This window comes from Sphaerotilus sp., from assembly GCF_034519685.1.
Taxonomy (GTDB): domain Bacteria; phylum Pseudomonadota; class Gammaproteobacteria; order Burkholderiales; family Burkholderiaceae_C; genus Sphaerotilus.
This window is the reverse complement of the sequence record NZ_JAXHOF010000003.1, coordinates 317635-341611: the sequence shown is the minus strand read 5'-3', so window position 1 is coordinate 341611 and position 23977 is coordinate 317635. Positions and strand designations below refer to the sequence as shown.

19 protein-coding genes are annotated in these 23977 nt (G+C 68.9%); 16 read left to right on the top strand and 3 right to left on the bottom strand.

All coding sequences use genetic code 11. From position 1 onward, the window contains the following. Nucleotides 1–7: 7 nt before the first annotated feature. Nucleotides 8–796, bottom strand: a complete 789-nt coding sequence (gene fabI, locus U5O44_RS05150; protein ID WP_322587394.1) for an enoyl-ACP reductase FabI — start codon at nt 794–796, stop codon at nt 8–10. Between the two features lie 274 nt (nt 797–1070). Here fabI and rimP point away from each other — a divergent pair, with 274 nt between their 5' ends. From rimP to U5O44_RS05110, 8 genes are all read left to right on the top strand, one after another. Continuing rightward, nucleotides 1071–1619 carry a ribosome maturation factor RimP gene (gene rimP / locus U5O44_RS05145; protein WP_322587393.1) on the top strand — a complete coding sequence of 183 codons (549 nt, stop codon included), beginning with the start codon at nt 1071–1073 and terminating at the stop codon, nt 1617–1619. After that, complete coding sequence (gene nusA, locus U5O44_RS05140; protein ID WP_322587392.1) at nt 1616–3094, top strand: transcription termination factor NusA; 1479 nt, start codon at nt 1616–1618, stop codon at nt 3092–3094. Before rimP ends, nusA begins: the two co-directional genes overlap by 4 nt. 56 nt (nt 3095–3150) lie before the next feature. Continuing rightward, nucleotides 3151–6459: a translation initiation factor IF-2 gene (gene infB / locus U5O44_RS05135; RefSeq protein WP_416222131.1), complete on the top strand. Its 3309-nt coding sequence runs from the start codon at nt 3151–3153 to the stop codon at nt 6457–6459. A 90-nt stretch (nt 6460–6549) separates the two neighbouring features. Continuing rightward, nucleotides 6550–6966 (top strand): 30S ribosome-binding factor RbfA, encoded by a 417-nt coding sequence (rbfA, locus tag U5O44_RS05130; RefSeq protein ID WP_322587390.1) that lies wholly within the window; start codon nt 6550–6552, stop codon nt 6964–6966. Continuing rightward, nucleotides 6963–7946 carry a tRNA pseudouridine(55) synthase TruB gene (truB, locus tag U5O44_RS05125; protein WP_322587389.1) on the top strand — a complete coding sequence of 328 codons (984 nt, stop codon included), beginning with the start codon at nt 6963–6965 and terminating at the stop codon, nt 7944–7946. Before rbfA ends, truB begins: the two co-directional genes overlap by 4 nt. 49 nt (nt 7947–7995) lie before the next feature. Next, a complete protein-coding gene (gene typA, locus U5O44_RS05120; RefSeq protein ID WP_322587388.1) occupies nt 7996–9819 on the top strand; it encodes a translational GTPase TypA in 1824 nt (607 codons plus the stop codon). Between the two features lie 101 nt (nt 9820–9920). Further along, nucleotides 9921–10823, top strand: coding sequence for a DMT family transporter (locus U5O44_RS05115; RefSeq protein WP_322587387.1), 903 nt, complete (start codon nt 9921–9923; stop codon nt 10821–10823). Nucleotides 10824–10897: 74 nt separating this feature from the next. Next, on the top strand, nt 10898–12034 hold the full coding sequence (locus U5O44_RS05110; protein WP_322587386.1) for an enoyl-CoA hydratase/isomerase family protein: 1137 nt from the start codon (nt 10898–10900) through the stop codon (nt 12032–12034). Here the strand turns inward: U5O44_RS05110 and U5O44_RS05105 are convergent. After that, the gene (locus U5O44_RS05105; protein WP_322587385.1) at nt 11988–13055 is read right to left on the bottom strand and encodes a DUF1839 family protein; all 1068 of its coding nucleotides are present in this window, start codon (nt 13053–13055) and stop codon (nt 11988–11990) included. The genes U5O44_RS05110 and U5O44_RS05105 overlap by 47 nt on opposite strands. A 197-nt stretch (nt 13056–13252) precedes the next feature. Between U5O44_RS05105 and dusA the strand changes: the two genes are divergently transcribed. The 4 genes from dusA to U5O44_RS05085 all read left to right on the top strand — a co-directional run bounded on the left by dusA (nt 13253) and on the right by U5O44_RS05085 (nt 19507). Further along, complete coding sequence (gene dusA / locus U5O44_RS05100; RefSeq protein WP_416222130.1) at nt 13253–14221, top strand: tRNA dihydrouridine(20/20a) synthase DusA; 969 nt, start codon at nt 13253–13255, stop codon at nt 14219–14221. Nucleotides 14222–14372: 151 nt separating this feature from the next. Then, a complete protein-coding gene (locus tag U5O44_RS05095) occupies nt 14373–14720 on the top strand; it encodes an H-NS histone family protein (RefSeq protein ID WP_322587383.1) in 348 nt (115 codons plus the stop codon). 25 nt (nt 14721–14745) lie between these two features. Next, on the top strand, nt 14746–16035 hold the full coding sequence (locus U5O44_RS05090; RefSeq protein ID WP_322587382.1) for a metallophosphoesterase family protein: 1290 nt from the start codon (nt 14746–14748) through the stop codon (nt 16033–16035). A 4-nt stretch (nt 16036–16039) separates the two neighbouring features. Continuing rightward, complete coding sequence (locus U5O44_RS05085; protein WP_322587381.1) at nt 16040–19507, top strand: ATP-binding protein; 3468 nt, start codon at nt 16040–16042, stop codon at nt 19505–19507. A gap of 33 nt (nt 19508–19540) precedes the next feature. On the opposite strand, the gene U5O44_RS05080 is transcribed toward U5O44_RS05085, so the two are convergent. Further along, nucleotides 19541–20329 carry a metallophosphoesterase gene (locus U5O44_RS05080; protein ID WP_322587380.1) on the bottom strand — a complete coding sequence of 263 codons (789 nt, stop codon included), beginning with the start codon at nt 20327–20329 and terminating at the stop codon, nt 19541–19543. Between the two features lie 30 nt (nt 20330–20359). On the opposite strand from U5O44_RS05080, the gene U5O44_RS05075 reads away from it, so the two are divergent. The 4 genes from U5O44_RS05075 (at nt 20360) to U5O44_RS05060 (ending at nt 23969) form a co-directional block, all read left to right on the top strand. After that, complete coding sequence (locus U5O44_RS05075) at nt 20360–20773, top strand: hypothetical protein (RefSeq protein WP_322587379.1); 414 nt, start codon at nt 20360–20362, stop codon at nt 20771–20773. Nucleotides 20774–20861: 88 nt separating this feature from the next. Next, nucleotides 20862–22037, top strand: a complete 1176-nt coding sequence (locus tag U5O44_RS05070; protein WP_322587378.1) for an efflux RND transporter periplasmic adaptor subunit — start codon at nt 20862–20864, stop codon at nt 22035–22037. Beyond that, the gene (locus U5O44_RS05065; protein ID WP_322587377.1) at nt 22034–22759 is read left to right on the top strand and encodes an ABC transporter ATP-binding protein; all 726 of its coding nucleotides are present in this window, start codon (nt 22034–22036) and stop codon (nt 22757–22759) included. Before U5O44_RS05070 ends, U5O44_RS05065 begins: the two co-directional genes overlap by 4 nt. A gap of 1 nt (nt 22760) precedes the next feature. Continuing rightward, a complete protein-coding gene (locus U5O44_RS05060) occupies nt 22761–23969 on the top strand; it encodes an ABC transporter permease (RefSeq protein WP_322587376.1) in 1209 nt (402 codons plus the stop codon). Nucleotides 23970–23977: the final 8 nt, after the last annotated feature.

Genomic DNA, 23977 nt, shown 5'->3' with positions numbered 1-23977 from the left:
GCCGGACTCATGCATCAGACGAGCCGACCATGACGTGGCTGAACCCGCCGTCCACATAGGTGATCTCTGCCGTCATGCCTGCTGCCAGATCGGAGAGCAGGAAGGCGGCGACGTTGCCCACGTCCTCGATGGTGACGAGGCGGCGCAGCGGGGCGTTCTGCGCGAAGATGGCCATCAGCTTGCCAAAGTCCTTGATGCCGCTGGCGGCCAGTGTCCTGATCGGACCGGCTGAAATGCCGTTGACGCGGATGCCCTGCGGGCCGAGGTTGGCCGCCAGGTAGCGCACGCTGGCTTCGAGCGAGGCCTTGGCCAGTCCCATGGTGTTGTAGTGCGGCACGACCCGCTCTGCGCCCAGGTAGCTCAGCGTCAGCAGGGCGCTGCGCTCGCGCAGGTGGGGCAGGGCGGCCTTGGCCATGGCGGGGAAGCTGTAGGCGGAGATGTCGTGGGCGACGCGGAAGGCTTCACGGCTCAGGCCATCCAGGAATTCGCCGGCGATGGCCTCGCGCGGGGCGAAGCCGATCGAGTGGACGAAGCCGTCGAAACCACCGGCCCAGGCGAGCCCCAGTGCGTCGAACATGCGCTGGATCTGCTCGTCGCTGCTGACATCGCAGTCGTGGACCAGCGTCGAGTCGAACTCCTGCGCGAATTCGGTGGCGCGTTCCCTGAAGCGCTCACCGACGTAGCTGAATGCGAGTTCGGCGCCTTCGCGGTGGCATGCCTTTGCGATGCCGTAGGCGATCGAGCGATTCGACAGCAGACCGGTGATCAATAGGCGCTTGCCTGCGAGAAAACCCATGGACTCTCCGAGCGGTGGATCAGGGATCGAAACAACGGATTCTCGCACGCACCCGAGTGGTCGGTGTGCAGTGGTTGCCCGCGGGGCCGGCGTCGGGTATCATCGCGTTTTCGCTAAAACGCTGAATGGGCGGAGGAATCCAGCCCATTTTTTTTGCTTGAACCGCCGCAAGGCACCGGAAGGAGCGCGGCAGCCGGCTGGCGTGACGACGGGAAGCACCGCAGGGTGTTCACCGTGGTTGCGCGGCTAAGAGGCTGCCGTTTGTACTGCATTGATGAACTGGCAGCAGGCTGTCGAACGCACCGTGACCGGATTGGGCTACGAACTCGTGGATGTCGAGCGTGGCCTGCGCGGGCTTCTGTGCGTCTATATCGACCGGTTACCCGGTGCCGTCTACCCGACCGGGCCGGGCGAATTTGTCACGGTGGAAGATTGCGAGCAGGTGACCCGACAGCTTCAGCGCGTGCTGGAGGTGGAGGGTTGCGATTACGAGCGGCTCGAAGTCTCCTCTCCTGGTCTGGACCGGCCGCTCAAGCGTCTGGATGCCTTCGTGCGGTTTGCAGGATCGGAAATCGATCTGACCCTCAAGGTGGTTTTCCAGGGGCGCAAGAAATACCGCGGCGTGTTGCGCGTGGTGGGCGACGACCCTGCTGCAGGTCTCGAGCTGGTTTTCCATGAAGGCAAGGAAAGCCAGGTGCTGGGGTTTGTGCTCGATGAAGTCCGTGATGCCCGGTTGGTTCCGGTCGTGGATTTCAAGGGGCGCGGCCGACGAGACACGGCGGCGGGCGGGGCGACACAGGAATCCGGAGGTCACGAAGAATGAACCGCGAACTGTTGATGCTGGTGGATGCGATCTCGCGTGAGAAGAACGTGGATCGTGAAGTCGTGTTTGGTGCCGTCGAACTGGCACTGGCATCGGCCACCAAGAAACTCTATGAGGGCGAAGTCGACATCCGTGTCGCCATCGACCGCGAATCGGGTGCCTACGAGACCTTCCGCCGCTGGCACGTCGTGCCGGATGAAGCGGGTCTGCAGCAGGCCGAGGCCGAGATCCTGCACTTCGAGGCGAAGGAGCAGATCGACGACATCGATGTGGGCGACTACCTCGAAGAGTCGGTCGAGTCCGTGCCGATCGGGCGCATCGGTGCGCAGGCCGCCAAGCAGGTCATCCTGCAGAAGATCCGCGACGCCGAGCGCGAGCAGCTGCTGAACGACTTCCTGTCGCGCGGCGACAAGATCTTCACCGGCACCGTCAAGCGTCTCGACAAGGGCGATCTCATCATCGAGAGCGGCCGTGTCGAAGGCCGCCTGAAGCGCAGCGAGCTGATCCCGAAGGAAAACCTGCGCAGCGGCGACCGCGTGCGGGCCATGATGGTCGAGATCGATCCGACGCTGCGCGGTCCCCAGATCGTGCTGTCGCGCTCGGCTCCCTCGTTCATGGTCGAGCTGTTCCGCCAGGAAGTGCCCGAGATCGAGCAGGGCCTGCTGGAGATCAAGAGCTGTGCCCGTGACCCGGGTTCGCGGGCCAAGATCGCCGTCGTGTCCTACGACAAGCGGGTCGATCCCATCGGCACCTGTGTCGGTGTGCGCGGTTCGCGTGTCAATGGCGTGACCAACGAGCTGGCGGGCGAGCGTGTGGACATCGTGCTGTGGTCGGAAGACCCCGCGCAGTTTGTCATCGGCGCACTGGCCCCGGCGAATGTCCAGTCCATCGTGGTGGACGAAGAGAAACACGCCATGGACGTGGTGGTGGACGAGGAAAACCTCGCCATCGCCATCGGCCGTGGCGGCCAGAACGTGCGCCTCGCCTCCGAGCTGACCGGCTGGCGCATCAACATCATGACCGCCGAGGAATCGGTGGCCAAGCAGGCTCAGGAGAGCGACGGCATCCGCAAGCTCTTCGTCGACAGGCTCGACGTGGATGAAGAGGTGGCCGACATCCTGATCGCCGAAGGTTTCACCAGTCTCGAAGAAGTGGCCTATGTGCCGATTCAGGAGATGCTGGAGATCGAATCCTTTGACGAAGAGACGGTGCAGGAATTGCGGACCCGCGCCAAGAACGTGCTGTTGACGATGGAAATCGCCAAGGAAGAGCGCGTCGAGGAAGTCACCCAGGATCTGCGCGATGTGGAGGGGCTGTCCCCCGAGCTGATCGCGAAGCTCTCCGAAGGGGGGATTCACACCCGCGATGATCTGGCTGATCTCGCCGTGGATGAACTCACCGAGATGACGGGCATCGACGAAGCGGCGGCCAAGGCCCTGATCATGAAGGCCCGTGAACACTGGTTCACCGCCTGAACGCTCACTCTGTCCGATCCGACCGCACACGACGCACGTCCCAAGGAAACAAACACATGGCTGTGACCACCGTTGCCCAGTTCGCTGCCGAACTCAAAAGTTCGGTATCGACTGTGCTCGAGCAACTTCAACACGCCGGAGTGAGCAAGGGATCCGACCAGGATGCCTTGACCGAGGCCGACAAGGAGCGCCTGCTGGCGTACCTGCGCACCTCGCACGGCACGGTTGGCGGAGATCGCAAGAAGATCACGCTGACCAAGAAGTCCACCAGCGAGATCAAGCAGGCGGACGCTTCCGGCAAGGCCCGCACGATCCAGGTGGAAGTGCGCAAGAAGCGCACCTTCGTCAAACGTGATGACTTCGTTTCCGGCGCTGCGGCTTCGGAGCCACTGGCGGCGTCAGAGGCAGAAGAATTCGAGCCGTCGGCCAAGGACGACGGCGTCGACCAGGCTGCGGAAGCGCTGCGCCGCGCGGCAGAAGCCGCCGAAGCCGAGCGCCAGGCCGAACAGGCCCGTGCCCGCCAGGAAGCCGCCGAGCGCGCTGCCATCGAGGAAGCCGCTGCTGCTGCGGCGGCCGAAGCGGCTGCCCGTGCGGCGGCCGAAGCGGCTGCCCGCGCTGCGGCAGAAGCGGCCGAGCGAGAAGCGGCCGCCCGTGCGCAGGCTGCTGCTGCTGCGGTCGTGGTCAGCGACGCCGATCTGGCGGCGCAGGCCCAGGCTGCCAAGGACGTGCTGGCCCGTGAAACCCAGGCCCGTAACCGTGCCGAGGCCCAGGCCCGTGCGGCTGCCGAAGTGGCCGCCCTGAATGCGGCGGCGGATTCCCGTCGCCGTGGCAACGGGCCGGCTGGCGCACGACGTGGCGTCGCTGCGGCTCCGGTGGCTGCGCCCGCCGTGGTGGCCCCTCCGGTCGTGGCCGCTGTGCCGCCGGTGGTGGAAGCACCCGTGGTGGTCGCGGCAGTCGACAAGCCTGTCGCGCCCCCTGCCGCCCGTGCGCCCAGCGTGCCGATGCCCGTGCCTCCGCGTGGGGTGGTGGCGCCGCCGCCGCCCGCCGCCGTGACGCCAGTGCGTGGTGTGCAGGCGCCGTCGTTGCCCGGCGCCGGTGCGCGTGTCGTCAAGGCGGCAGATGCCGCCGCTGGTGACGCACAGCGTCAGATCGAGCAGGACCGCCGCCGCAAGGCTGCGGAAGCGGAGGCTGCCGCGATCCGCGACATGATGTCCCGCAAGAGCAAGGTTCTGGTGGCCAAGAAGCCGGAAGAGCCGAAGCCTGCACCGGCTGCTGCCGTGCCGGCTGCCGGTGCTGCTGGCAAAGATGGCATCAAGGGCACGATCCACCGTCCGAAGCCGGGAACCCCCGGTGCTGCGCCGGCCACGACCACGGCCGCCAAGCCGGGCGAGAAGCCGGGTGACAAGAAGGCCGTCAAGTCGGAGAAGCTGTCGTCGAGCTGGGCCGATGACGCCGCCAAGAAGCGCTCCGCCGCCGCGAAGGGCCGTACCGACCCGCCGCGTCCCGGCGGAGGCACTGGCTGGCGTGCGCCGGCGGGCCGCTCCAGTGGCCGCCGTGGCGACCGCCAGGACAGCGGCAACGAGCGTTTTGCACCGCAGGTCGAGGTCCAGGTCCATGAAGTCCATGTGCCCGAGACCATTTCGGTGGCCGATCTGGCGCACAAGATGTCGGTCAAGGCGTCCGAGGTCATCAAGCAGCTGATGAAACTGGGTCAGATGGTCACCATCAACCAGCAGCTGGACCAGGAAACGGCCATGATCCTCGTCGAGGAAATGGGCCACAAGGCGTTTGCCGCCAAGCTGGACGATCCGGATGCCTTCCTCGAAGAGGAAAACGCCGCGGAAGCTGGCGAGGCGCTGCCGCGTCCTCCGGTGGTCACCGTCATGGGCCACGTCGACCACGGCAAGACCTCGCTGCTCGACTACATCCGCACCACCCGTGTGGCGGCGGGCGAAGCCGGCGGCATCACGCAGCACATCGGCGCCTACCATGTGGAAACCGAGCGCGGCGTGATCACCTTCCTCGACACCCCGGGTCACGAAGCCTTCACGGCCATGCGTGCCCGCGGTGCCAAGGCCACGGACATCGTCATCCTGGTGGTGGCGGCGGACGACGGCGTGATGCCGCAGACCAAGGAAGCCATCCACCACGCCAAGGCGGCGGGGGTGCCGATCGTGGTCGCGATCAACAAGATCGACAAGCCAGACTCGAACCTCGAGCGCGTGAAGAGCGAACTGGTCGCCGAAAGCGTGATCCCGGAAGAGTTCGGTGGCGAGTCGCCGTTCTGTCTGGTGTCCGCCAAGACCGGTCAGGGCATCGATGCGCTGCTGGAGCAGGTGCTGCTGCAGGCCGAAGTGCTGGAGCTGCGCGCCCCGGTGGCCGCGCTGGCCAAGGGCCTCGTGATCGAAGCCCGTCTGGACAAGGGCCGCGGCCCGGTCGCGACGGTGCTGGTCCAGTCCGGCACGCTCAAGCGCGGCGACGCCGTGCTGGCGGGTCAGAGTTATGGCCGCGTGCGTGCCATGCTCGACGAGAACGGCAAGGCGACCCAGGAGGCTGGTCCGTCCATTCCGGTGGAAATCCAGGGCCTGACCGAGGTGCCGCGCGCCGGTGACGAGTTCATGGTGCTGGTGGACGAACGCCGTGCCCGTGAAATCGCCACGTTCCGCCAAGGCAAGTACCGCGAAGTGACGCTGAACAAGCGCCAGGCCGCGAACCTGGAGAACCTGTTCGAGAACATGGGCCAGGGCGCTGCACAGATGCTGCCGCTGATCATCAAGGCCGACGTGCAGGGTTCGCAGGAAGCGCTGGCGACCTCGCTGCTCAAGCTCTCGACCGACGAGGTCAAGGTGCAGATCGTCCACGCGGCGGTCGGTGGCATCAGCGAGTCCGACGTCAACCTGGCGATCGCGTCGAAGGCGGTCATCATCGGCTTCAACACCCGTGCCGATGCCGGTGCGCGCAAGCTGGCGGACAACAACGCCGTCGACCTGCGCTACTACAACATCATTTACGACGCGGTCGACGAGATCAAGGCGGCCATGTCGGGGATGCTGGCACCGGAGCAGCGCGAAGAGGCCATCGGTACCGCGGAAATCCGCACCGTGTTCGTGGCGACCAAGATCGGTACCATTGCCGGCTCGATGGTCACCTCGGGTCTGGTGCGCCGTGGCTGCCGCTTCCGCCTGCTGCGCCAGAACATCGTCATCTACACCGGCGAAGTCGATTCGGTGCGCCGCCTGAAGGACGATGTGAAGGAAGTCAAGGAAGGCTTCGAGTGCGGTATCAAGCTCAAGAACTACACGGACATCGCTGAAGGCGATCAGCTGGAGTTCTTCGAGATCAAGGAAGTGGCGCGCACGCTGTAAGGCGGCACCCCCACGTTCCGGGCCCCGACGTTGTGTCGGGGCCTCGTTGTTTTTCCGTGGCAGATTGCCATGGGCTTCGATGCGATATCCATGCGACACAAGCGTTCCATTCCCAACCGCAGCTTCCGGGTAGCCGACCAGATCCAGCGCGATGTGGCCGAGCTGATCCGCGACCTCAAGGATCCGCGCATCGGCATGGTCACGGTCAGCGCCGTGGACATCACGCCGGACTACGCCCATGCCCGCATCCGCTTCTCGGTGCTGACCGGCGAGGCCAGCGAGACCGAAGTGGCGCTCAACGAGGCCGCCGGCTTCCTGCGCAACGGCCTGTTCAAGCGTCTGCAGATCCACACCGTGCCGACGCTGCATTTCCATTTCGACCGCACCACCGAACGTGCGGCGGAGTTGAGTGCGCTGATCACCCTGGCCAATGCGCAGCGTGTCCCGGACGACGCTCCGGTGGACGCTGCAGTCGACGGCAAACCGAAAGACGACGCATCCCGATGACTGCCGACGTGACTCCGGTGGCTGCCGACGTGGTGGCCTCGCCGCCGCCCCGCGTGCGCATCCAGCGCCGCGCGGTGCATGGCGTGCTGCTGCTCGACAAGCCCATCGGTCTGTCGAGCAACGACGCGCTGCAGAAGGTCAAGCGCCTGTTCCGCGCCGAGAAGGCGGGCCATACCGGCACGCTCGACCCGCTGGCGACCGGCCTGCTGCCGATCTGCTTCGGTGCGGCGACCAAGTTCTCGCAGGTCAGCCTGGAGGCCGACAAGGGCTACCGGGCCACGCTGCACCTCGGTCAGCGCCGGGTCGGTGGTGACCGCGAGGGCGAGGTGGTCGAGGAGCGCCCGGTGCAGGTGGACCGGACGTTGATCGACCTGGCCTGCGCGCGTTTCACGGGGTTGATCTCGCAGCTCCCGCCGATGCAGTCGGCGCTCAAGCACAACGGCAAGGCGCTCTACGAGTACGCCCGCGCAGGCATCACCATCGAGCGCCAGCCGCGGCAAGTCACGATTCACCGCATTGACTTCATCGCGTGGCAGGCTGATCGGCCGGAAACGCTGGTGATCGACGTGCTGTGCACCAAGGGCACCTACATCCGCACGCTCGCCGAGGACATCGGTGAAGCGCTCGGCTGTGGCGCCCATCTGGCGGGACTGCGGCGCATCGCCAGCGGTCCGGTCGATCTGCGCGGCTCGGTCACGCTCGACGCCTTGACGGCGATGGGCGAGGCCGAGCGCGATGCACGGGTGCTGCCCGTCGATGTGCTGCTGTCGGACTGGCCGGCGGTGCATCTGAGCCCTGAAGACGCCGGTCGTTTCCTCTCGGGCATGCGCCGCCGCACGGGTCAAGCCGATGCCGAGCGCGTGCGTGTCTATGGTCCCGACGGTCGCGCCCTGCTGGGCAGCGCCCACATCACGGCTGGCGAGCTGATCGCCGATCGGCTCCTGAGTCCTCTTGAAGTCCAGGCCCTGCAGCCGTCCTGAATCCTGAAACCTGAATGATCGGAACGGCCACACCCTGGCGTTACACCCCATGAGCAAGCAAATCCGCAACATCGCCATCATCGCCCACGTCGACCATGGCAAGACCACGATGGTCGACCAGCTTCTGCGCCAGAGCGGCACCTTCGCCGAGCACGAGAAGATCGTCGACACCGTGATGGACAACAACGCCATCGAACGCGAGCGTGGCATCACCATCCTGGCCAAGAACTGCGCCGTGAGCTGGGAAGGCACGCACATCAACATCGTCGACACCCCCGGACACGCGGACTTCGGCGGTGAAGTCGAGCGCGCGCTGTCGATGGTCGACGGCGTCGTGCTGCTGATCGACGCGCAGGAAGGCCCGATGCCGCAGACGCGCTTCGTGACCAAGAAGGCGCTGGCCCTCGGTCTGAAGCCGATCGTCGTGGTGAACAAGGTCGACAAGCCGGGCGCGAAGCCAGACGCTGTCATCAACGCCGCGTTTGACCTGTTCGACAAGCTCGGCGCCAGTGACGAGCAGCTCGACTTCCCCGTCGTCTACGCCTCGGGCATCAACGGCTGGACCTCGCTGGTCGAGGGCGCACCGGGCGAGCAGTGGGGCCCCGACATGTCGGCCCTGTTCAACACGGTGCTCCAGCACGTGCCGGCGCAGAACGGTGATCCGGCGGCGCCGCTGCAGCTGCAGATCTCGGCACTCGACTACTCGACCTTCGTCGGCCGCATCGGCGTGGGCCGCATCAGCCAGGGCACGATCAAGCCGGCGATGGACGTGCTGGTCATGGAAGGCCCGGACGGCCGCACCATCAAGGGCCGTGTCAACAACGTGCTGACCTTCCAGGGTCTGGACCGCGTGCAGGTGACGGAAGCCGGCCCCGGCGACATCGTGCTGATCAACGGCATCGACGAGATCGGCATCGGGGTGACCGTGACGAGCCCGCTGAACCCGGCGCCGTTGCCGATGCTGAAGGTGGACGAGCCGACGCTGACGATGAACTTCTGCGTCAACACCAGCCCGCTGGCCGGTCGTGAAGGCAAGTACGTCACCAGCCGCCAGATCTGGGACCGCCTGCAGAAGGAACTGCAATCGAACGTCGCGCTGCGCGTCAGCGAGACGGACGAAGATGGCATCTTCGAGGTGATGGGCCGGGGCGAACTGCACCTGACCATCCTGCTGGAAAACATGCGCCGCGAAGGCTACGAGCTGGCCGTGTCGAAGCCGCGCGTGGTGTTCCAGGAAATCAACGGCGAGAAGTGCGAGCCGATCGAGCTGGTCACCGCCGACGTCGAGGAAACCCACCAGGGCGGCGTGATGCAGGCGCTGGGCGAGCGCAAGGGCGAGCTGGTCAACATGGAGCCGGACGGCCGTGGTCGCGTGCGCCTGGAGTACCGCATCCCGGCGCGGGGCCTGATCGGTTTCTCGAACGAGTTCCTGAACCTGACGCGCGGCTCGGGCCTGATCTCGAACATCTTCGACGGCTACGAGCCGCACAAGGGCGACATCGCCAGTCGCAAGAACGGCGTGCTGATCTCGATGGACGCGGGCGAAATCTTCACCTATGCCCTGGGCAAGCTCGACGACCGTGGTCGCATGTTCGTGAAGCCGAACGATCCCGTCTATGAAGGCATGATCGTCGGCATCCACAGCCGCGACAACGATCTCGTCGTCAACGCCACCCGCACCAAGCAGCTCACCAACTTCCGCGTGAGCGGCAAGGAAGACGCTACCAAGATCACGCCCCCGATCGATCTGTCGCTGGAATACGGCGTCGAGTTCATCGAGGACGACGAGCTGGTCGAGATCACCCCGAAGTCGATCCGCCTGCGCAAGCGTTTCCTGTCCGAGCATGAGCGCAAGCGCGCGGCCCGTGGCTGATCACCTGCGCAGCTGACCGACCGAGCGCCTCGGCCTTGGTCGTGCCGAGCCCCGGAACTTCGCCGGGGCTTTTTTCATGGACGAAGGGTGAAGGGATTGCCATGTCGCACCTGCGTGCGGTGTCGCTGATGGTGCTGGTCACGCTGCTGTGGAGCACGGCCGGCGTGGTCAGCCGCCATCTGGAGGCGGCGCAGAGTTTCGAGGTCACGTTCTGGCGCAGCGCGTTCAATGCGCTCGGGCTGGCGGTCGCATTGACCGTGCTGCGCGGGCCGGCGCTGTGGCGCGGGCTGCTGCAGTCGCCGCGGGCGGTCTGGGTGTCGGGCGTGTGCTGGTCGGTGATGTTCACGGCTTTCATGGTCGCGCTCACGATGACCCGCGTCGCCAATGTGCTGGTGACGATGGCGATCGGCCCGCTGGTGACGGCGCTGTTCGCCCGCCTGTTCCTGCAGCACCGGTTGCCGGGGCGCACCTGGGTGGCAATCGCGGTGGCTGGTGCGGGCATTGCCTGGATGTTCGGCCACGAGGTGCAGGCGGCCGATGCCCGCAGCCTGCTGGGCATGGCGGTGGCACTGGCCGTGCCACTGGCGGCGGCGATCAACTTCACCGTGCTGCAGCACATCTCGCACGGCGAGGTGGCGGGCGAGTCGCAGGACATGCTGCCGGCGGTGCTGATCGGCGCGCTGCTGTCGGCGCTGTGCACCTTGCCGCTGTCCTGGCCGCTGCAGGCCTCCCTGCACGACCTGGTGTTGCTGGCGGGCCTGGGCGTGTTCCAGCTGGCGCTGCCGTGCCTGCTGGTGGTCGGCTTGTCGCGGGTTCTGCCGGCGCCCGAGATCGCCTTGCTCGGGCTGCTGGAGGTCGTCTTCGGTGTGCTCTGGGCCTGGGTGGGTGCAGGTGAGGCACCGGACTCGACCGCCCTGACGGGCGGAATGCTGGTGCTCGGCGCATTGCTCGTCAATGAGCTGGTGGCCCTGCGCGACAAATCGGTACCGGGTCAGCCAGATTGACTGCCTGTGCGCGGCGGCGCGCGCAGGGTCGCTAGGATGGCTGCATCACCACTGCCGCACGGATTGCGCCCCCCATGTCTGTCCACCCGTTTGCCCCGCCCCAGCCATTGCCCGACCTGTGTGCCGCCGGCCATGTGCGGGCCGAAGTCCGAGGCCGCATCGGCTTCCTGACCTTGAACCGCCCCGGCGCGCTCAACGCCCTGTCCCTGCCCATGGTCCGTGACCTGACCACCGTGCTGCTGCACTGGGCCGCAGACCCCGCCGTACTGGCCGTCGTGCTGCAAGGCCAGGGCCGCGAGGGCAAGCCGCCGGCCCTGTGTGCGGGCGGCGACATCCGCTTCTTTCACCAGGCCGCTCTGGCGGGCGATCCGCGGCTGGAGGATTTTTTCACCGAGGAATATGCCCTCAACCACCTCATCCACCGCTATCCCAAGCCCTATGTCGCGGTGATGGACGGCATCACGATGGGCGGCGGCATGGGCATCAGCCAGGGCGCCAGCCTGCGCATCGTCACCGAGCACAGCCGCCTGGCCATGCCGGAAACCCACATCGGCCTGTTTCCGGATGTGGGTGGCGGCTGGTTCCTGTCCCGCTGTCCGGGGCATGTCGGGGAATACCTCGCCATGACGGGCGAGACGCTGGGCGCAGCGGAGGCGATCGAGGCCGGGCTGGCCGATGTCGCCGTGCGGGCCGCGGACCTGCCGGCGCTGCTTGCCCGGCTCGGCTCGGACGGCTTGTCCTCGCCCGAGGCCGTGCGGGCCTGTGCCGAGGCGGTGGCGTCACCGCCGGGCGTGTCGTCGCTGGCGGCTCGGCGCGAGGCCATCGACCTGCACTTCAGCCTGCCGACGCTGGCGCGCATCGCCGCCTCGCTGGCGGCGGACACCGGCGATTTCGCCCGCCACACGCTGGCCGCTCTTCACAAGCGCTCGCCGCTGATGCTGGCCGTGGCGCTGGAGCAGATCCGCCGCGCCCGCACGATGACGCTCGCCGACGACCTGCGCATGGAGCGTGACCTGGTGCGCCACTGTTTCCACCTGCGCCCTGGCACGGCCAGCGAGACGGTCGAGGGCATCCGGGCCCTGGTGATCGACAAGGACCACCACCCGCGCTGGAATCCGTCGCATCTGGACGGTGTGGTGCAGGCGGAGGTGGACGCATTCTTCGTCAGCCCGTGGCCGGCGCATGTCCACCCGCTGCGGGCCCTGGCCTGAGCACCACCGGTGTGTCCAGCACGATCTCGCCGGCGCCGAGCAGCGCCATGCCCCGGCTCCAGTGGCGCACCATGCGGTCGACGAGGTCGTATTCCTGGAAGGGCTGGCCTGATTCCACCGCGCGGGCGCCCTTGAGCAGCAGCGAGCGCGCCAGCACGCTGAGCTGCCGGAACGCATCGGCCGCCTGCAGCAGGTGAACGGAGCCGCTGCTGCCGCCCGCCATCCAGACCAGGTACAGCGCTGCCAGCTCGAAGGCGGCGCCCAGCTGGTGCGGTCCGGCTTCGGCCCAGTGCTGGTAATGGGTGGGGCCGCTGGCCAGCAGCGGTGTCACCTCGCGCGCAAACCGGCGCTTCCACCGGCGCAGCGGATGCCGGGTCGGCACACGCTGCAGTGTCTTGTCCAGCAGCTGGCGCGACAGGTGGCGCAGCGTGTCGGGTGGGCGGCGCACCATGCCGTGCAGGTTGATGACCTCCGCCCGCCCGACCAGCGCCTCGGCTTCCGGCGCCGACGCCGGGTGCAGCAGCCGCCGGTACTCGGGGCCCTGGAGCACGCGGTAGTCCGTGCGGTGGAAGAAGCCCAGCCGCTCGCCGCCGATGTCGATCTCGTTGACGACGATGGTCTCGGTGGCGCGGCGGGGATGCAGCAGTCCCCCGCCGCCGTCCGGCAAGCCCCGGGTGGGCACATCGACGATGACCAGCCGCCCGGCCCCAAGCTGTTCCTGCAGGTGTTCGACCAGGGGTCGCCAGAGGAGGAGCGTCTGCACCTCGATGCCATACAGCGTGTACAGGTCATCGTGCGACGGTCGGAACTGTGTCCACTGGTCGTCGAGGAAGTCCACCGCCAGCGTGTAGGGCAGGCAGGCCGCCGGGTCCAGTCGCAGTGCGGACAGCACGCCCAGCCACAGGTCGGTGAAGCGGTTGGTCTCGGGCCAGATCCGGTCCTGTCCGGATCCCTGCCAGGCCGACGGGATGCCGCTTCGGTCCAGGCCGGTGATGAGGCAGAGTGGGCGAGAGAGTGGCATGCGGCAATGTAACACTACGTAATATTGCATCGCAATCGTTAACAGCATCACGTTTGCCAGGTGTTGGCCAGGTGTGCGCTGTCCCCAGAGCCGGCCCGGCGGACTGCCGGGATAATGCGAATGTGAACACCCCTGACACCCCTTTCGCTTCTTCCTGCCCGCCCGCGCAGTCCCCTTGGCGCCTGTCGGTTGCGCCCATGCTCGACTGGACCGACCGCCACTGCCGCTATTTCCACCGACTGCTCACCCGGCGGACCCGGCTCTACACCGAGATGGTCACGACGGGCGCCTTGCTGCACGGCGACGCGGCCCGCCATCTGGATTTCGATCCGGCCGAACACCCGGTCGCGCTGCAGCTCGGGGGCAGCGAGCCGGCGGATCTGGCCGCCTGTGCCCGGCTGGCCGCGCGCTGGGGCTATGACGAGGTCAACCTCAACTGCGGCTGCCCGAGCGAGCGGGTGCAGAAGGGGGCGTTCGGGGCCTGCCTGATGGCCGAGCCGCGGCTGGTGGCCGACGGCGTGAAGGCCATGCGGGATGCGGTGGATCTGCCGGTGACGGTCAAGCACCGCATCGGGATCGACCAGGTCGAGCGCTACGACTTCGTGCGCGATTTTGTCGGCACGGTGGCCGAGGCGGGCTGCAGCGTGTTCATCGTCCATGCCCGCAACGCCTGGCTCAAGGGCCTGAGTCCCAAGGAAAACCGCGACATTCCGCCACTGCGGCCGGAGCTGGTCTACCGACTCAAGCAGGACTTCCCGCAACTGACGGTCGTGCTCAATGGCGGCGTGCGGACCGACGCCGAAATCGCGCTCCATCTGGCCCATGTCGATGGCGTGATGGTGGGCCGGCAGGCCTACCACGACCCCTGGCTGATGGCTGGCTGGGATGCGCGGTTTTTCGGAGAAATCGGGCCCGCCGACCGCCGGGAATCCGTGGAAGCCCGGTGGTTCGAATATCTGGACCGTTTGCACCAGAGCGGGCGTGCCTGGCCGACCGCCATGCGCCACGCCCTGGGGCTCTGGAATGGCGAGCGTGGCGCACGGCTCTGGCGCCAGTTCTGGTCCGACCATCGCCACAAGTCCAGCCTGCCCTCGGATCTGGCGCGTCAATTCGGTGCCAGAAGCCGCCAGAATCTTCTGGAAATCCCGCAGTTGCCAGCCCAATAACCCGCGATCCGGTTGCCGTATTCAGGCCGGTCGTTCATGGATACCGGACGATTAATATTTTTTCGTGGATTGGCAGGGCTAGCCGTGATGAAAAGCCGGCATACTCCGTCCCGAGCATGTGCTCTTCCTTCACCAAAATCCAATACCAGCCATGACGACACTTCAGGAACTGATCGCACAGAAAGACGCTTTGCTGCGCCAGCAGCAGGAAATCGCAAAATCGATCGCTGAATTCCAGTCGGCCCAGCGCTCCAGCGTGATCAACGAGATCAAGACGCTGATGGCCCAGCACGGCATCACTGCTGCGGACCTGACCGTCACCGGACGCAAGTCGACCCCCAGCGTGGACAAGGAGCCCTCCAAGGTCGCCGCCAAATACCGCGATCCCGCGACGGGATCGACCTGGACCGGCCGTGGCCTGAAGCCGCGCTGGCTGGTGGCTGCCCTGGAAAGCGGCCGCACGCAGGACGAGTTCCTGATTGAAAACCAGGCGCAGTAAGCCGCTGGGTCGCACCTGAGCCTGCATGCGGCGTCTGCGCTTTCTCCACGCGGCGGATCTGCACATCGACAGCCCCTTGCGGGGGCTCGATGCCCGAGACGGGGCTCCGGTGGAACGCCTGCGCGGGGCCACCCGACAAGCCTTTGTCGCGCTGGTCGACCTGGCGCTGCGACAGCAGGTGAATCTGGTGATTCTGGCTGGCGATCTGTATGACGGTGACTGGACCGATTTCCGCACCGGCCTGTTTGTCCATGCGCAGCTCGCCCGACTCGCGGCCCCGGGCATTCTCGTCTTCGTGGTCAGAGGCAACCACGATGCGGAAAGCATCATCACCCGGCAGCTGCCTCGGCAAGACCACGTCCATGTCTTCAGTTCCCGCAGCGCCCAAACCCGCGTATTGCCCGCGCTAGGGGTTGCGGTGCATGGGCGCAGCTTTCCGGACCGTGCGGTCACGGAGGATCTGGTGCCCGGATATCCCGCGCCGGTGGCGGGCTGTTTCAATATCGGGGTCCTCCACACCAGCCTCACCGGCAGTCCCGACCACGGCACCTACGCCCCCACCCGGCTCGATCGCCTGATCGCCACCGGATATGACTATCTGGCGCTCGGCCATATCCATGCCCGGCAGGTCGTGCGCGAATCGGCGCCCCGCATCGTGTTTCCCGGCAATTTGCAAGGGCGGCATGCGCAGGAAATCGGGCCAAAAGGTTGCGAAATTGTTACCGTCGAGGACGGATACATCACGCAAACCGAGTTCGTGGCGCTGGATGTGGTGCGCTGGCATGTGCTGAGCCTCGACTGCCAGGGTCTGGAGGATATCGACGCCCTGTGCGACCGTTTTGCCGCGTCACTGGAGGCGGCCATCGCCGCAGACCGTGACCGACTCCACGTGCTGCGGGTGCGGCTGCAGGGAGACTCCCGCTTGCACCGTGTGGAGGCCTGCCAGCCCGGCACCCTGGAGGCTGCGCTGCACGCCTGGCTGCACCAGCGCGACCTGGCCGATGTCTGGATCGAGCGTGTGCTCCTGCAGCTGCGCTCGCCGCTGGACCGGGCCGCCGCTGCCGCGCGCCCCGACGCGGTGGGCGAGGTGGTCCGGCTGGTCGACCAGCTGACGCAGGATGCGACCGCCCTGCCGCAGTGGGCACTGGCCGCCTTGGGGTCCATGCCGGTCCTGCCCGCTGATCTGGGTGATGTCCGCGCCGAGCGGCTCACGCCGGACGACTGGCGCGCGCTGCTGGCCGACGCCGAGGCCATGGTGCTGGCCCAGCTGGGGGCAGGGCTGTCGGAGTCCGCGCTGCCGGACGACGCTGCGTGACCCCGTGAAGCTGCTGCGCTTGCACCTGCAGGCCTTCGGGCCCTTCACCGACCGCTGGCTCGACCTGGGCAACGGCGCTGTCGGTCTGCACCTGATCTGTGGTCCGAACGAGGCGGGCAAGTCGTCTGCGCTGCGGGCGCTGACGGCCTTGCGCTACGGCATCGAGGTCCGCAGCACCGACGACTTCGTGCATGACCATCCCGCGATGCGCCTGGGTGCCCTGCTGCTGGACCGCGACGGGCACACGGTCAGCGTCGTGCGCCGCAAGGGCAAGGGACAGACGCTGAGCGTGCGTGGCCCGGACGATGCGCTCAGCCCCGCCTCCGCCGACCTCGAGTACCAGCTCACCGGCGGCCTGAAACGGGCGGATTTCGAGTCGCTCTATGCGCTGGACCACCTCCGCCTGCGCCAGGGCGGCGAAGCGCTGCTGAAGGGCGAGGGGGATGTCGGGGCGGCGCTGTTCGAGGCCAGTGCCGGTGTGCGCAGCTTGCAGGACATCCTGGCGCAGCTCGACCAGGAAGCCCGCCGCCATTTCGTGCCTGGCGCCCGTGGCAGCAAGGGCCGCATCAATGAAGCGCTGCGTCAGCACGGTGAACAGGCTGCCGTCCTGCGCGAGGCGACACTGCGCCCGACTGTGTGGGCCGAGTTGCAGCGAGGGGGAGAGGCGTCCGGCCAGGCACTGGCTGCGCTGCTGGACACCCAGGCCAGCCTGGCGCGCGCAGCCCGCGAGTGGCGAGAGCGGCTGACCGCCGGCCCGCTGCTGGCCCGGCTTGACCAGGCACTGCAGCGCTGCGCCGCACTGGCCGATGCCCCCGTGCTCGGCGACGAGGCCACCGCCCGCCGCCTGACGCTGCAAGCCAGCACCGCCGAGCACCGGCAGGCCCTGGCGGCTGTCCGGCAAGTCATGTTGCAGCACCAGCAGGATCTGGACGCGCTGCAGCCCTCGGCGGCGGTGCTGCTGGCGGCGGCGGCGATCGATCGGCTGGTGGCCGAGGGCGAGCGGCTGGACGCGGGCCAGCGCGCACTCCGTGATGCGGAAGTCGAACAGGCGCGGCTGGAGACGCAGCTGGCCGGCCTCGGCGCGAACGGACCGGCGGAGTCGCTGCTGGCCGCCGTGCCGGGTGGGGTGCTGCGTGCGCAGGCGGATGCCGCGCTGCAGGCGCTCGACGAGGCCGAGCGCGCGCTGCAACAGCACCGGGCCGCCATGCAGGCACAGGCCCCCGCCCTCGATCCGGCTCCGGAGCCTGCGGTCGATGCGCTCGACTGGCGCCCCGCCGACGATCCGCTGCGGGTGGCCCTGCGCGCGGCCTGCGACGCGGTGGTGCGTGCGGACGGTGTGCTCGTGCGCCTGCTCGCGCTGCCGGCGGAGTGTGTCCAGGCACGACAGCGTCTGGCCGCCGCGCTGGCCGATCTGGGGCCGGCAGTGGTCTGGACCCCTGCGGCGGTGCGGTCCGCCTGTCCGGTGCTGGAGGTGGACATCGACCTCGCGGTCCGCGCCGACGGGGATGGGCGGACCCGGGCGCACGAGCTGACCCTGCGGCTGGCGCAGATCGAGGAGGCCCTGCGCGGGCGCGAAGCCGAGCGCGACCAGTTGCTGGCCCAGGGCGTGGTGCCGACGCCGGACGATGTGCGCACCGCCCGCGCGACACGCGACGAGGCCTGGCAGCACTGGTGCGCAGACCTCGGCAACGCCGGGTTGCGCGACCGTGTCGAGCAGCGTGTGCGCCAGGCGGATGCGCTGGTCGATGCCCTGGTGCGGGACGCCGGCCGTGCCGCGCAGCTGCAGGCGCTGCAACGCCAGATCGCCGACCTGGTCCGTGACCAGCACCTGCGCCAGTCGGAGATCCAGCAGCTGCAGCGCGAGCAGGTGGCCCGCGCGGCGGCCTGGCAGGTGCGCCTGCAGGAGGCGGGACTGCCTGCGTGCAGCCCGGAGGCCTTGCGGGAATGGCAGGCGCGTTTGCGTGCGGCCCGTCTGGCCGCCGACCAGGCGGAGACACTGGCCCTCGAAGCGGCCCGCGCCGAGGCGCTGGCCGAGCAGCTGCGGCAGGGGCTGCGTGCGGTGCTCGATCTGCCCGACACCGACACGCCGCTGGCCACGCTGCTGGCCCTGGCCCGCCAGCGCGAGGACCGCTTCGCCCGGGCGGAGCAGTCCGCGCTGGCGCGCACGACCGAGCGGGCTGTGCGTCTGGCGCAACAGGCGCGCGCGCTGGAAGAAGAGCAGCGCCTGCTGGCCGTGCGCGCAGCGGCTGTGTCCGCGCTGGCGCCGGTCTGTCTGGCGCTGCAGCTGCCGACCGATGCGGACAGGGTGACCGTGCGTGCGCGGCTGCAGGAAGGCGAGCAGCTGCGCCTGCTGCTGGAGCAGCTCGGCCATGCCCGGGCGGCCCATGCCCGGGCCTGTGGTGCGCTCGACGAGCTGCGCCACAAGGCACAAGCGCTGGCTGCGGATCTGCAGGATCCCCCGCCTCCGGTCGACCTGCGCCGCTGGATCGACGAGCTGGGCCAGCGCCTCGGCGAGGCCCGCCGCGTGGAGGGGCGCCGGCAGGTGCTCGCGCAGGCGCTGGCCGACGCCCGTGCGCGGCAGCTGCTGCACGACGCCGCCCTGCAGCAGCAGGACGAGGCCCTGCTGGGCCTGTGTGCCGCGGCCGGTGTCTCGGCAGAGGCTGATCTGCCGGCCGCCGAGGAGCGCGCCCGGCAGCTCCGCGAGGCCCGGCAGCAGCGTGACCATGTGCGCGGGCTGCTCGCCGAGGTGTCGACCCGCGATGAAGCGGCACTGCGCACGCTGGTGGGCAGCGCCGAGGCCGCACAGGTCCAGACCGAGCTGGAGCGGGCCGAGCAGGCCCTGGCCGCGCTGGCGCCACGCATCGACGAGGCCCGCCGGCAGGACGAGACCGCCCGCCGCGCCCGGGATGCCATCGACGCTGGCGATGCCGCCGCGCAGGCCCGCGCCCGGATGGAGCAGTCGGCCGCCACGGTCCGGTCGAGTCTGGTGCCCTGGAGGCGTGCGCGTCTGGCGCAGGCGTTGCTGGCCCAGGCGCTCGGCCAGTTTCGCGAGCGGGCGCAAGGGCCGATGCTGCGCGCGGCTTCCGGCTATTTCTCGGTGATGACCGGCGGAGATTTCGACCGTCTGCAGAGCGAGCCGGACGCCGATGACCACCGACCCGTGCTGCAGGTCCGCCGCCGCGACGGGCGCACGCTCGGCGTCGAGGGCCTCAGCGAGGGCACCCGCGACCAGCTCTACCTGGCACTGCGTCTGGCGGCGCTGCAGTTGCACCGGGCGCGTGGCATTGACCTGCCACTGGTGCTCGACGATGTGCTGATGACCTCGGACGATGACCGTGCGGTGTACATGCTGCGGATGCTGGCCGATTTTGCCCAGGGCGGCCAGGTGCTGGTCTTCACCCACCACCGCCACCTGCTGGAGCTGGCGCGGCGCAGCCTGCCGGCGTCGGCGCTGGCCAGCGCGACCCTCTGACCCTCTGATCCGCCGACCCTCGGCGACCGGTCCTCAGCGGCGCCGTGTCACCGTGAGCACACTCGCCGGGCGGAAGTCGGCCTGCTCGTTCTTGACCGCGTAGCCGAGCGGATTGGCCACGACCCGGCAGCCACGGGTGACATGGTCGACGGGGCAGTGCAGGTGGCCGTGGATCCACAGGTCGGCCTGCGCCACCAGATCGTCCAGCGCGTTGCAGAAGCCCGCCGTGCCCGGCGCCAGCCCGTAGCGCGGGTCGGCGCTGGCCAGCGTCGGCGCGAAATGTGTCACCACCACCGTCGGCCCGTCGAACGGCTCGGCCAGCGCGCCGCGCAGCCACTGCTGGCATTCCAGCGCCAGCTCGCGCATCGACTCGGCCAGCATCGGCTCGCCGCCGCGCAGGCAGGTGTTCTTGCGCAGGTAGAAATTCGCTGCGCGGAAGGCCTTGGCGCGCGGGCCGATCGAGTCGAAGTCGCTCCACAGCGTCGTGCCGAGGAAGCGCACGCCGTCGACCACCACGCGGCGCCGGTCCAGCCAGGTGATGCCGAGCCGTGCACACAGCGCCTGCATCTGCTCGCCGACCTCCGTCAGCTCGAAACCGTCGTATTCGTGGTTGCCGGGCACGAACAGCACCCGCCGCCACCGCTCCGGATGGTGCACGGGCGAGAAGCGCGTCAGCCCGAAATCGCCGTCCTGGAGCAGCGAGCCGGTCTGGTAGGAGCCGATGTCCCCGGCCAGGACCAGCACGTCGGCGCCCGGCGCGGGGGTCGGTGTCCAGTGCGGGTGGCGTTCGAGGTGGAGGTCGGAGAAGATCTGCAGGCGCATCGGGCCAGTCTAGCGGCGATGATGTGGCCCATGCCCGACACCACTTTCTCCCCCTTCCTGCTCCACTGGCCCGACTCTGAACTGGCCGGGGTGGCCGTGGACAGCCCGACCACGCTGCGCCTGCGGTTCGCCGCGGCGTTCGGGCGGTGCGGGCCGCAGGGCGTGGCGGGGTATCTGAGTCCGGTCGAACTGGTGTTCCATGGGGCCACCTGGCGCGGTGATGCGCCGGCGTTGTGCCTGGGCGGCATCGCGCAGGGCATGCTGCGGGTGGACGGTGCACCGGCCGGCCCGGCGGCGCATGTCTCGGCGCTGCCGGTGGACCGGCGCGGCGCGGTGGTCTGCGAGTTCCGGCTGATGTCGGGGACGATGTTGCGCATCGAGGCGCAGCACCTGACCGGGACGCTGGACGCCGCCGCCCGGTTCCGGGAGTCGTTTGCCTGTTGAGCGCGATCAACTGGCCGCGAGGTGCTGACGCAAGGCGGCGGCTGGCGCGCAGAATGTGTGCAGTGCAGCACGAACCGCGATGGTCTTGATGAAACCTTCCCAGACTTCCTTCCCTTGGCTGCGCCGCGGGGTCATCGCGGCGGTCGTGCTGGGCTTGCTGGCCGGCGGCGTCGTGTGGCTGCGCCAGCCCAAGCCGGTCGCCGTGCTCGCGGTCGAGGTGGGGCGTGGCCTGGTCGAATCCTCCATCGCCAACACCCGCGCCGGCACGGTCGAGGCCTGCCAGCGCACGCGGCTGTCCACGATCATGGGCGGGCGCATTGAGCTGCTCAACGTCAAGGAAGGTGACCGTGTCCGCAAGGGCCAGTTGCTGATGAAGCTCTGGAACGACGACCAGCAGGCGCAGCAGACGCTGGCCACCGCGCAGCTGGAGACGACGCGCCGGCGCGTGGTCGAAGCCTGTACGGCGGCCGAGGCCTCCGCCAAGGAAGCGCGGCGACAGTCCGAGTTGCGCGAGCAGGGGTTTGTCTCCGTCTCGCGCGAAGAGTCCGCCCGCGCCGAGGCCGACACCCGCCGCGCCGCCTGCCAGACCGCACAGGCGGATGTGGCGTCGGCCCAGGCCCGCGTCGGGGCCACCCGGGTCGAGCAGGGCCGCATGCACCTCTACGCCCCCTTCGACGGCCGTGTCGCCAGGATCGTCGGCGAGGTGGGCGAATACTCGACGCCGTCGCCGCCGGGCGTGCCCACGCCGCCGGCCATCGACCTGATCGACGATGCGTGCCTCTACATCAAGGCGCCGATGGACGAGGTCGATGCGCCGCGCATCCAGCCGGGCCAGCCGGTGCGCATCACCATCGACGCGCTGCCGGGCAAGACCTTCGCCGGGCGCGTCCAGCGGGTCGCGCCGATCGTCTCGGCGGTCGAGAAGCAGGCGCGCACGGTGGACATCGACGTGAGCTTCGACCAGCCGGACAAGACCGGGCCGCTGCTGGTGGGCTACAGCGCGGACGTGGAGGTCGTGCTCGACGTGCGCAAGGACGTGCTGCGCGTGCCGGCTGCCGCGCTGGGCGAGGGCGGGCGAGTGCTGGTGGTCGAGGGCGACACGCTGGTCGAACACCGGGTGCGCGCCGGCGTGTCGAACTGGGAGTTCACCGAGGTGCTGGACGGGCTGAAGGGCGGCGAGCGCATCGTCACCTCGCTGGAGCGCGAAGGCGTCAAGGCCGGCGCCCGCGTCACCGTCGACGCTCCGACCGCCGCCAAGCCGTGACCGCGCCGCTGATCGAACTGCAGGGCATCGAGCGCGTCTTCCACCTTGGGGACAGCGAGGTGCATGCGCTGCGCGGGCTGGACCTGCGCATCGGCGCGGGCGAGTACGTGGCGGTGATGGGGCCGAGCGGCTCGGGCAAGTCCACCTTGCTGAACATCCTCGGCCTGCTCGACCAGCCCAACGCCGGCCACCTGCTGCTCGAAGGCCGCGACGTGACGACGCTGTCGCCTGACGAGCAGGCGGCGGTGCGCAGCCGGCGCATCGGCTTCGTGTTCCAGAGCTTCCACCTCGTGCCGCGGCTGACGGCGGCCGAGAACATCGCGCTGCCGATGGTGCTGGCTGGCATGCCACCGCGCGAGCGGGCGCAGCGGGTCGAGAAGGCGCTGCAGGAATACGGCCTGACCAACCGCGCGAACCACAAGCCCAACGAACTCTCCGGCGGCCAGCGCCAGCGCGTGGCGATCGCCCGCGCGACGATCATGCAGCCCGCGCTGCTGCTGGCCGACGAGCCGACCGGCAACCTCGACCGCGCCACCGGCGACGAGGTGGTGCGCCTGCTCGAAGCGCTCAACGCCAGCGGCGTGACGCTGGTCGTCGTCACCCACGACCCCGCGCTCGGTGCCCGGGCACACCGGCGGCTGATGATGGAGGACGGCGGCCTGAAGCTCGACACCGCGAACCCGCCGCCCGCAGCGTCGGCGCCCCCGACGGCGGCCCCCTGACATGCGCCCGCTCGACATCCTCGGCTTCGCCCGCAACGCCGCCACCGGCAGCCCGGTGCGCACGCTGCTGATGACGCTGGCGATGTCGATCGGCGTGGCGGCGGTGGTGCTGCTGACAGCGCTGGGCGACGGGGCGCGGCGCTATGTGGTCGACCAGTTCTCGTCGATCGGCACGAATCTGGTCATCGTGCTGCCCGGTCGCTCGCAGACCGGCGGGTTCAGTCCCACCAGCGCCATGGGCACGACGCCCCGCGACCTCACCATCGACGATGCCCATGCGCTGCGGCGCCTGCCGTCGGTGCAGCGGGTCGCGCCGCTGGCGGTGGGCCTGTCGGAGGTGGCGCTGGCGGGGCGGTTGCGCGAGACGATGGTGCTCGGCACGACCGCGGACTACCTCGCGGTGCGGCGCATGGCGATGGGGCAGGGGCGTTTCCTGCCCGACGAGGAATGGGGCCGCGGCTCGCCGGTGGTGGTGCTGGGCGCGAAGCTGCGTACGGAGCTGTTTGGCGCCGAGAGCCCGCTGGGACAGACCGTGCGCATCGGCGGGCGGCGGCTGCGGGTGATCGGCGTGCTGGCGTCGTCGGGGCAGAGCCTGGGCATGAACTCGGACGAATCGGCGATCGTGCCGGTCGCGCTGGCGCAGGCGATGTTCGACTCGAACACGCTGTTCCGCATCCTGATCGAAGCCCGCGACCGCGACGCCATCCCCGCCGCGATGCGCCAGGTGACTGCGCAGATCAAGGCCCGCCACGACGGCGAGGAGGACGTCACCGTCATCACGCAGGACGCCGTGCTCGCCACCTTCGACCGCGTACTGGGCGCGCTGACCGCGGGCGTGGCGGGGGTCGCGGCGATCAGCCTGGCGGTGGCGGGTGTGCTGGTGATGAACGTGATGCTGGTGTCGGTGGCGCAGCGCACGGCCGAGATCGGCCTGCTCAAGGCGCTCGGCACCCCGGCGGCGACGATCCGCGCGCTGTTCCTGACCGAGGCGGCGATGCTGTCGGTGGCGGGCGCCGTGGTCGGCTACCTGGTCGGGCAGGCGGGCGCGTTCGCGGTGCGCACGGCGTATCCGGCGTTTCCGGCCTGGCCGCCGACGTGGGCGGTGGTCGCGGCCCTCGGCACGGCGCTGTCCACGGGTGTGCTGTTCGGCGTGCTGCCGGCGCGCAAGGCGGCGGCGCTGGAGCCGGTGGCCGCGCTCTCGAAACGCTGAAGGCGCCG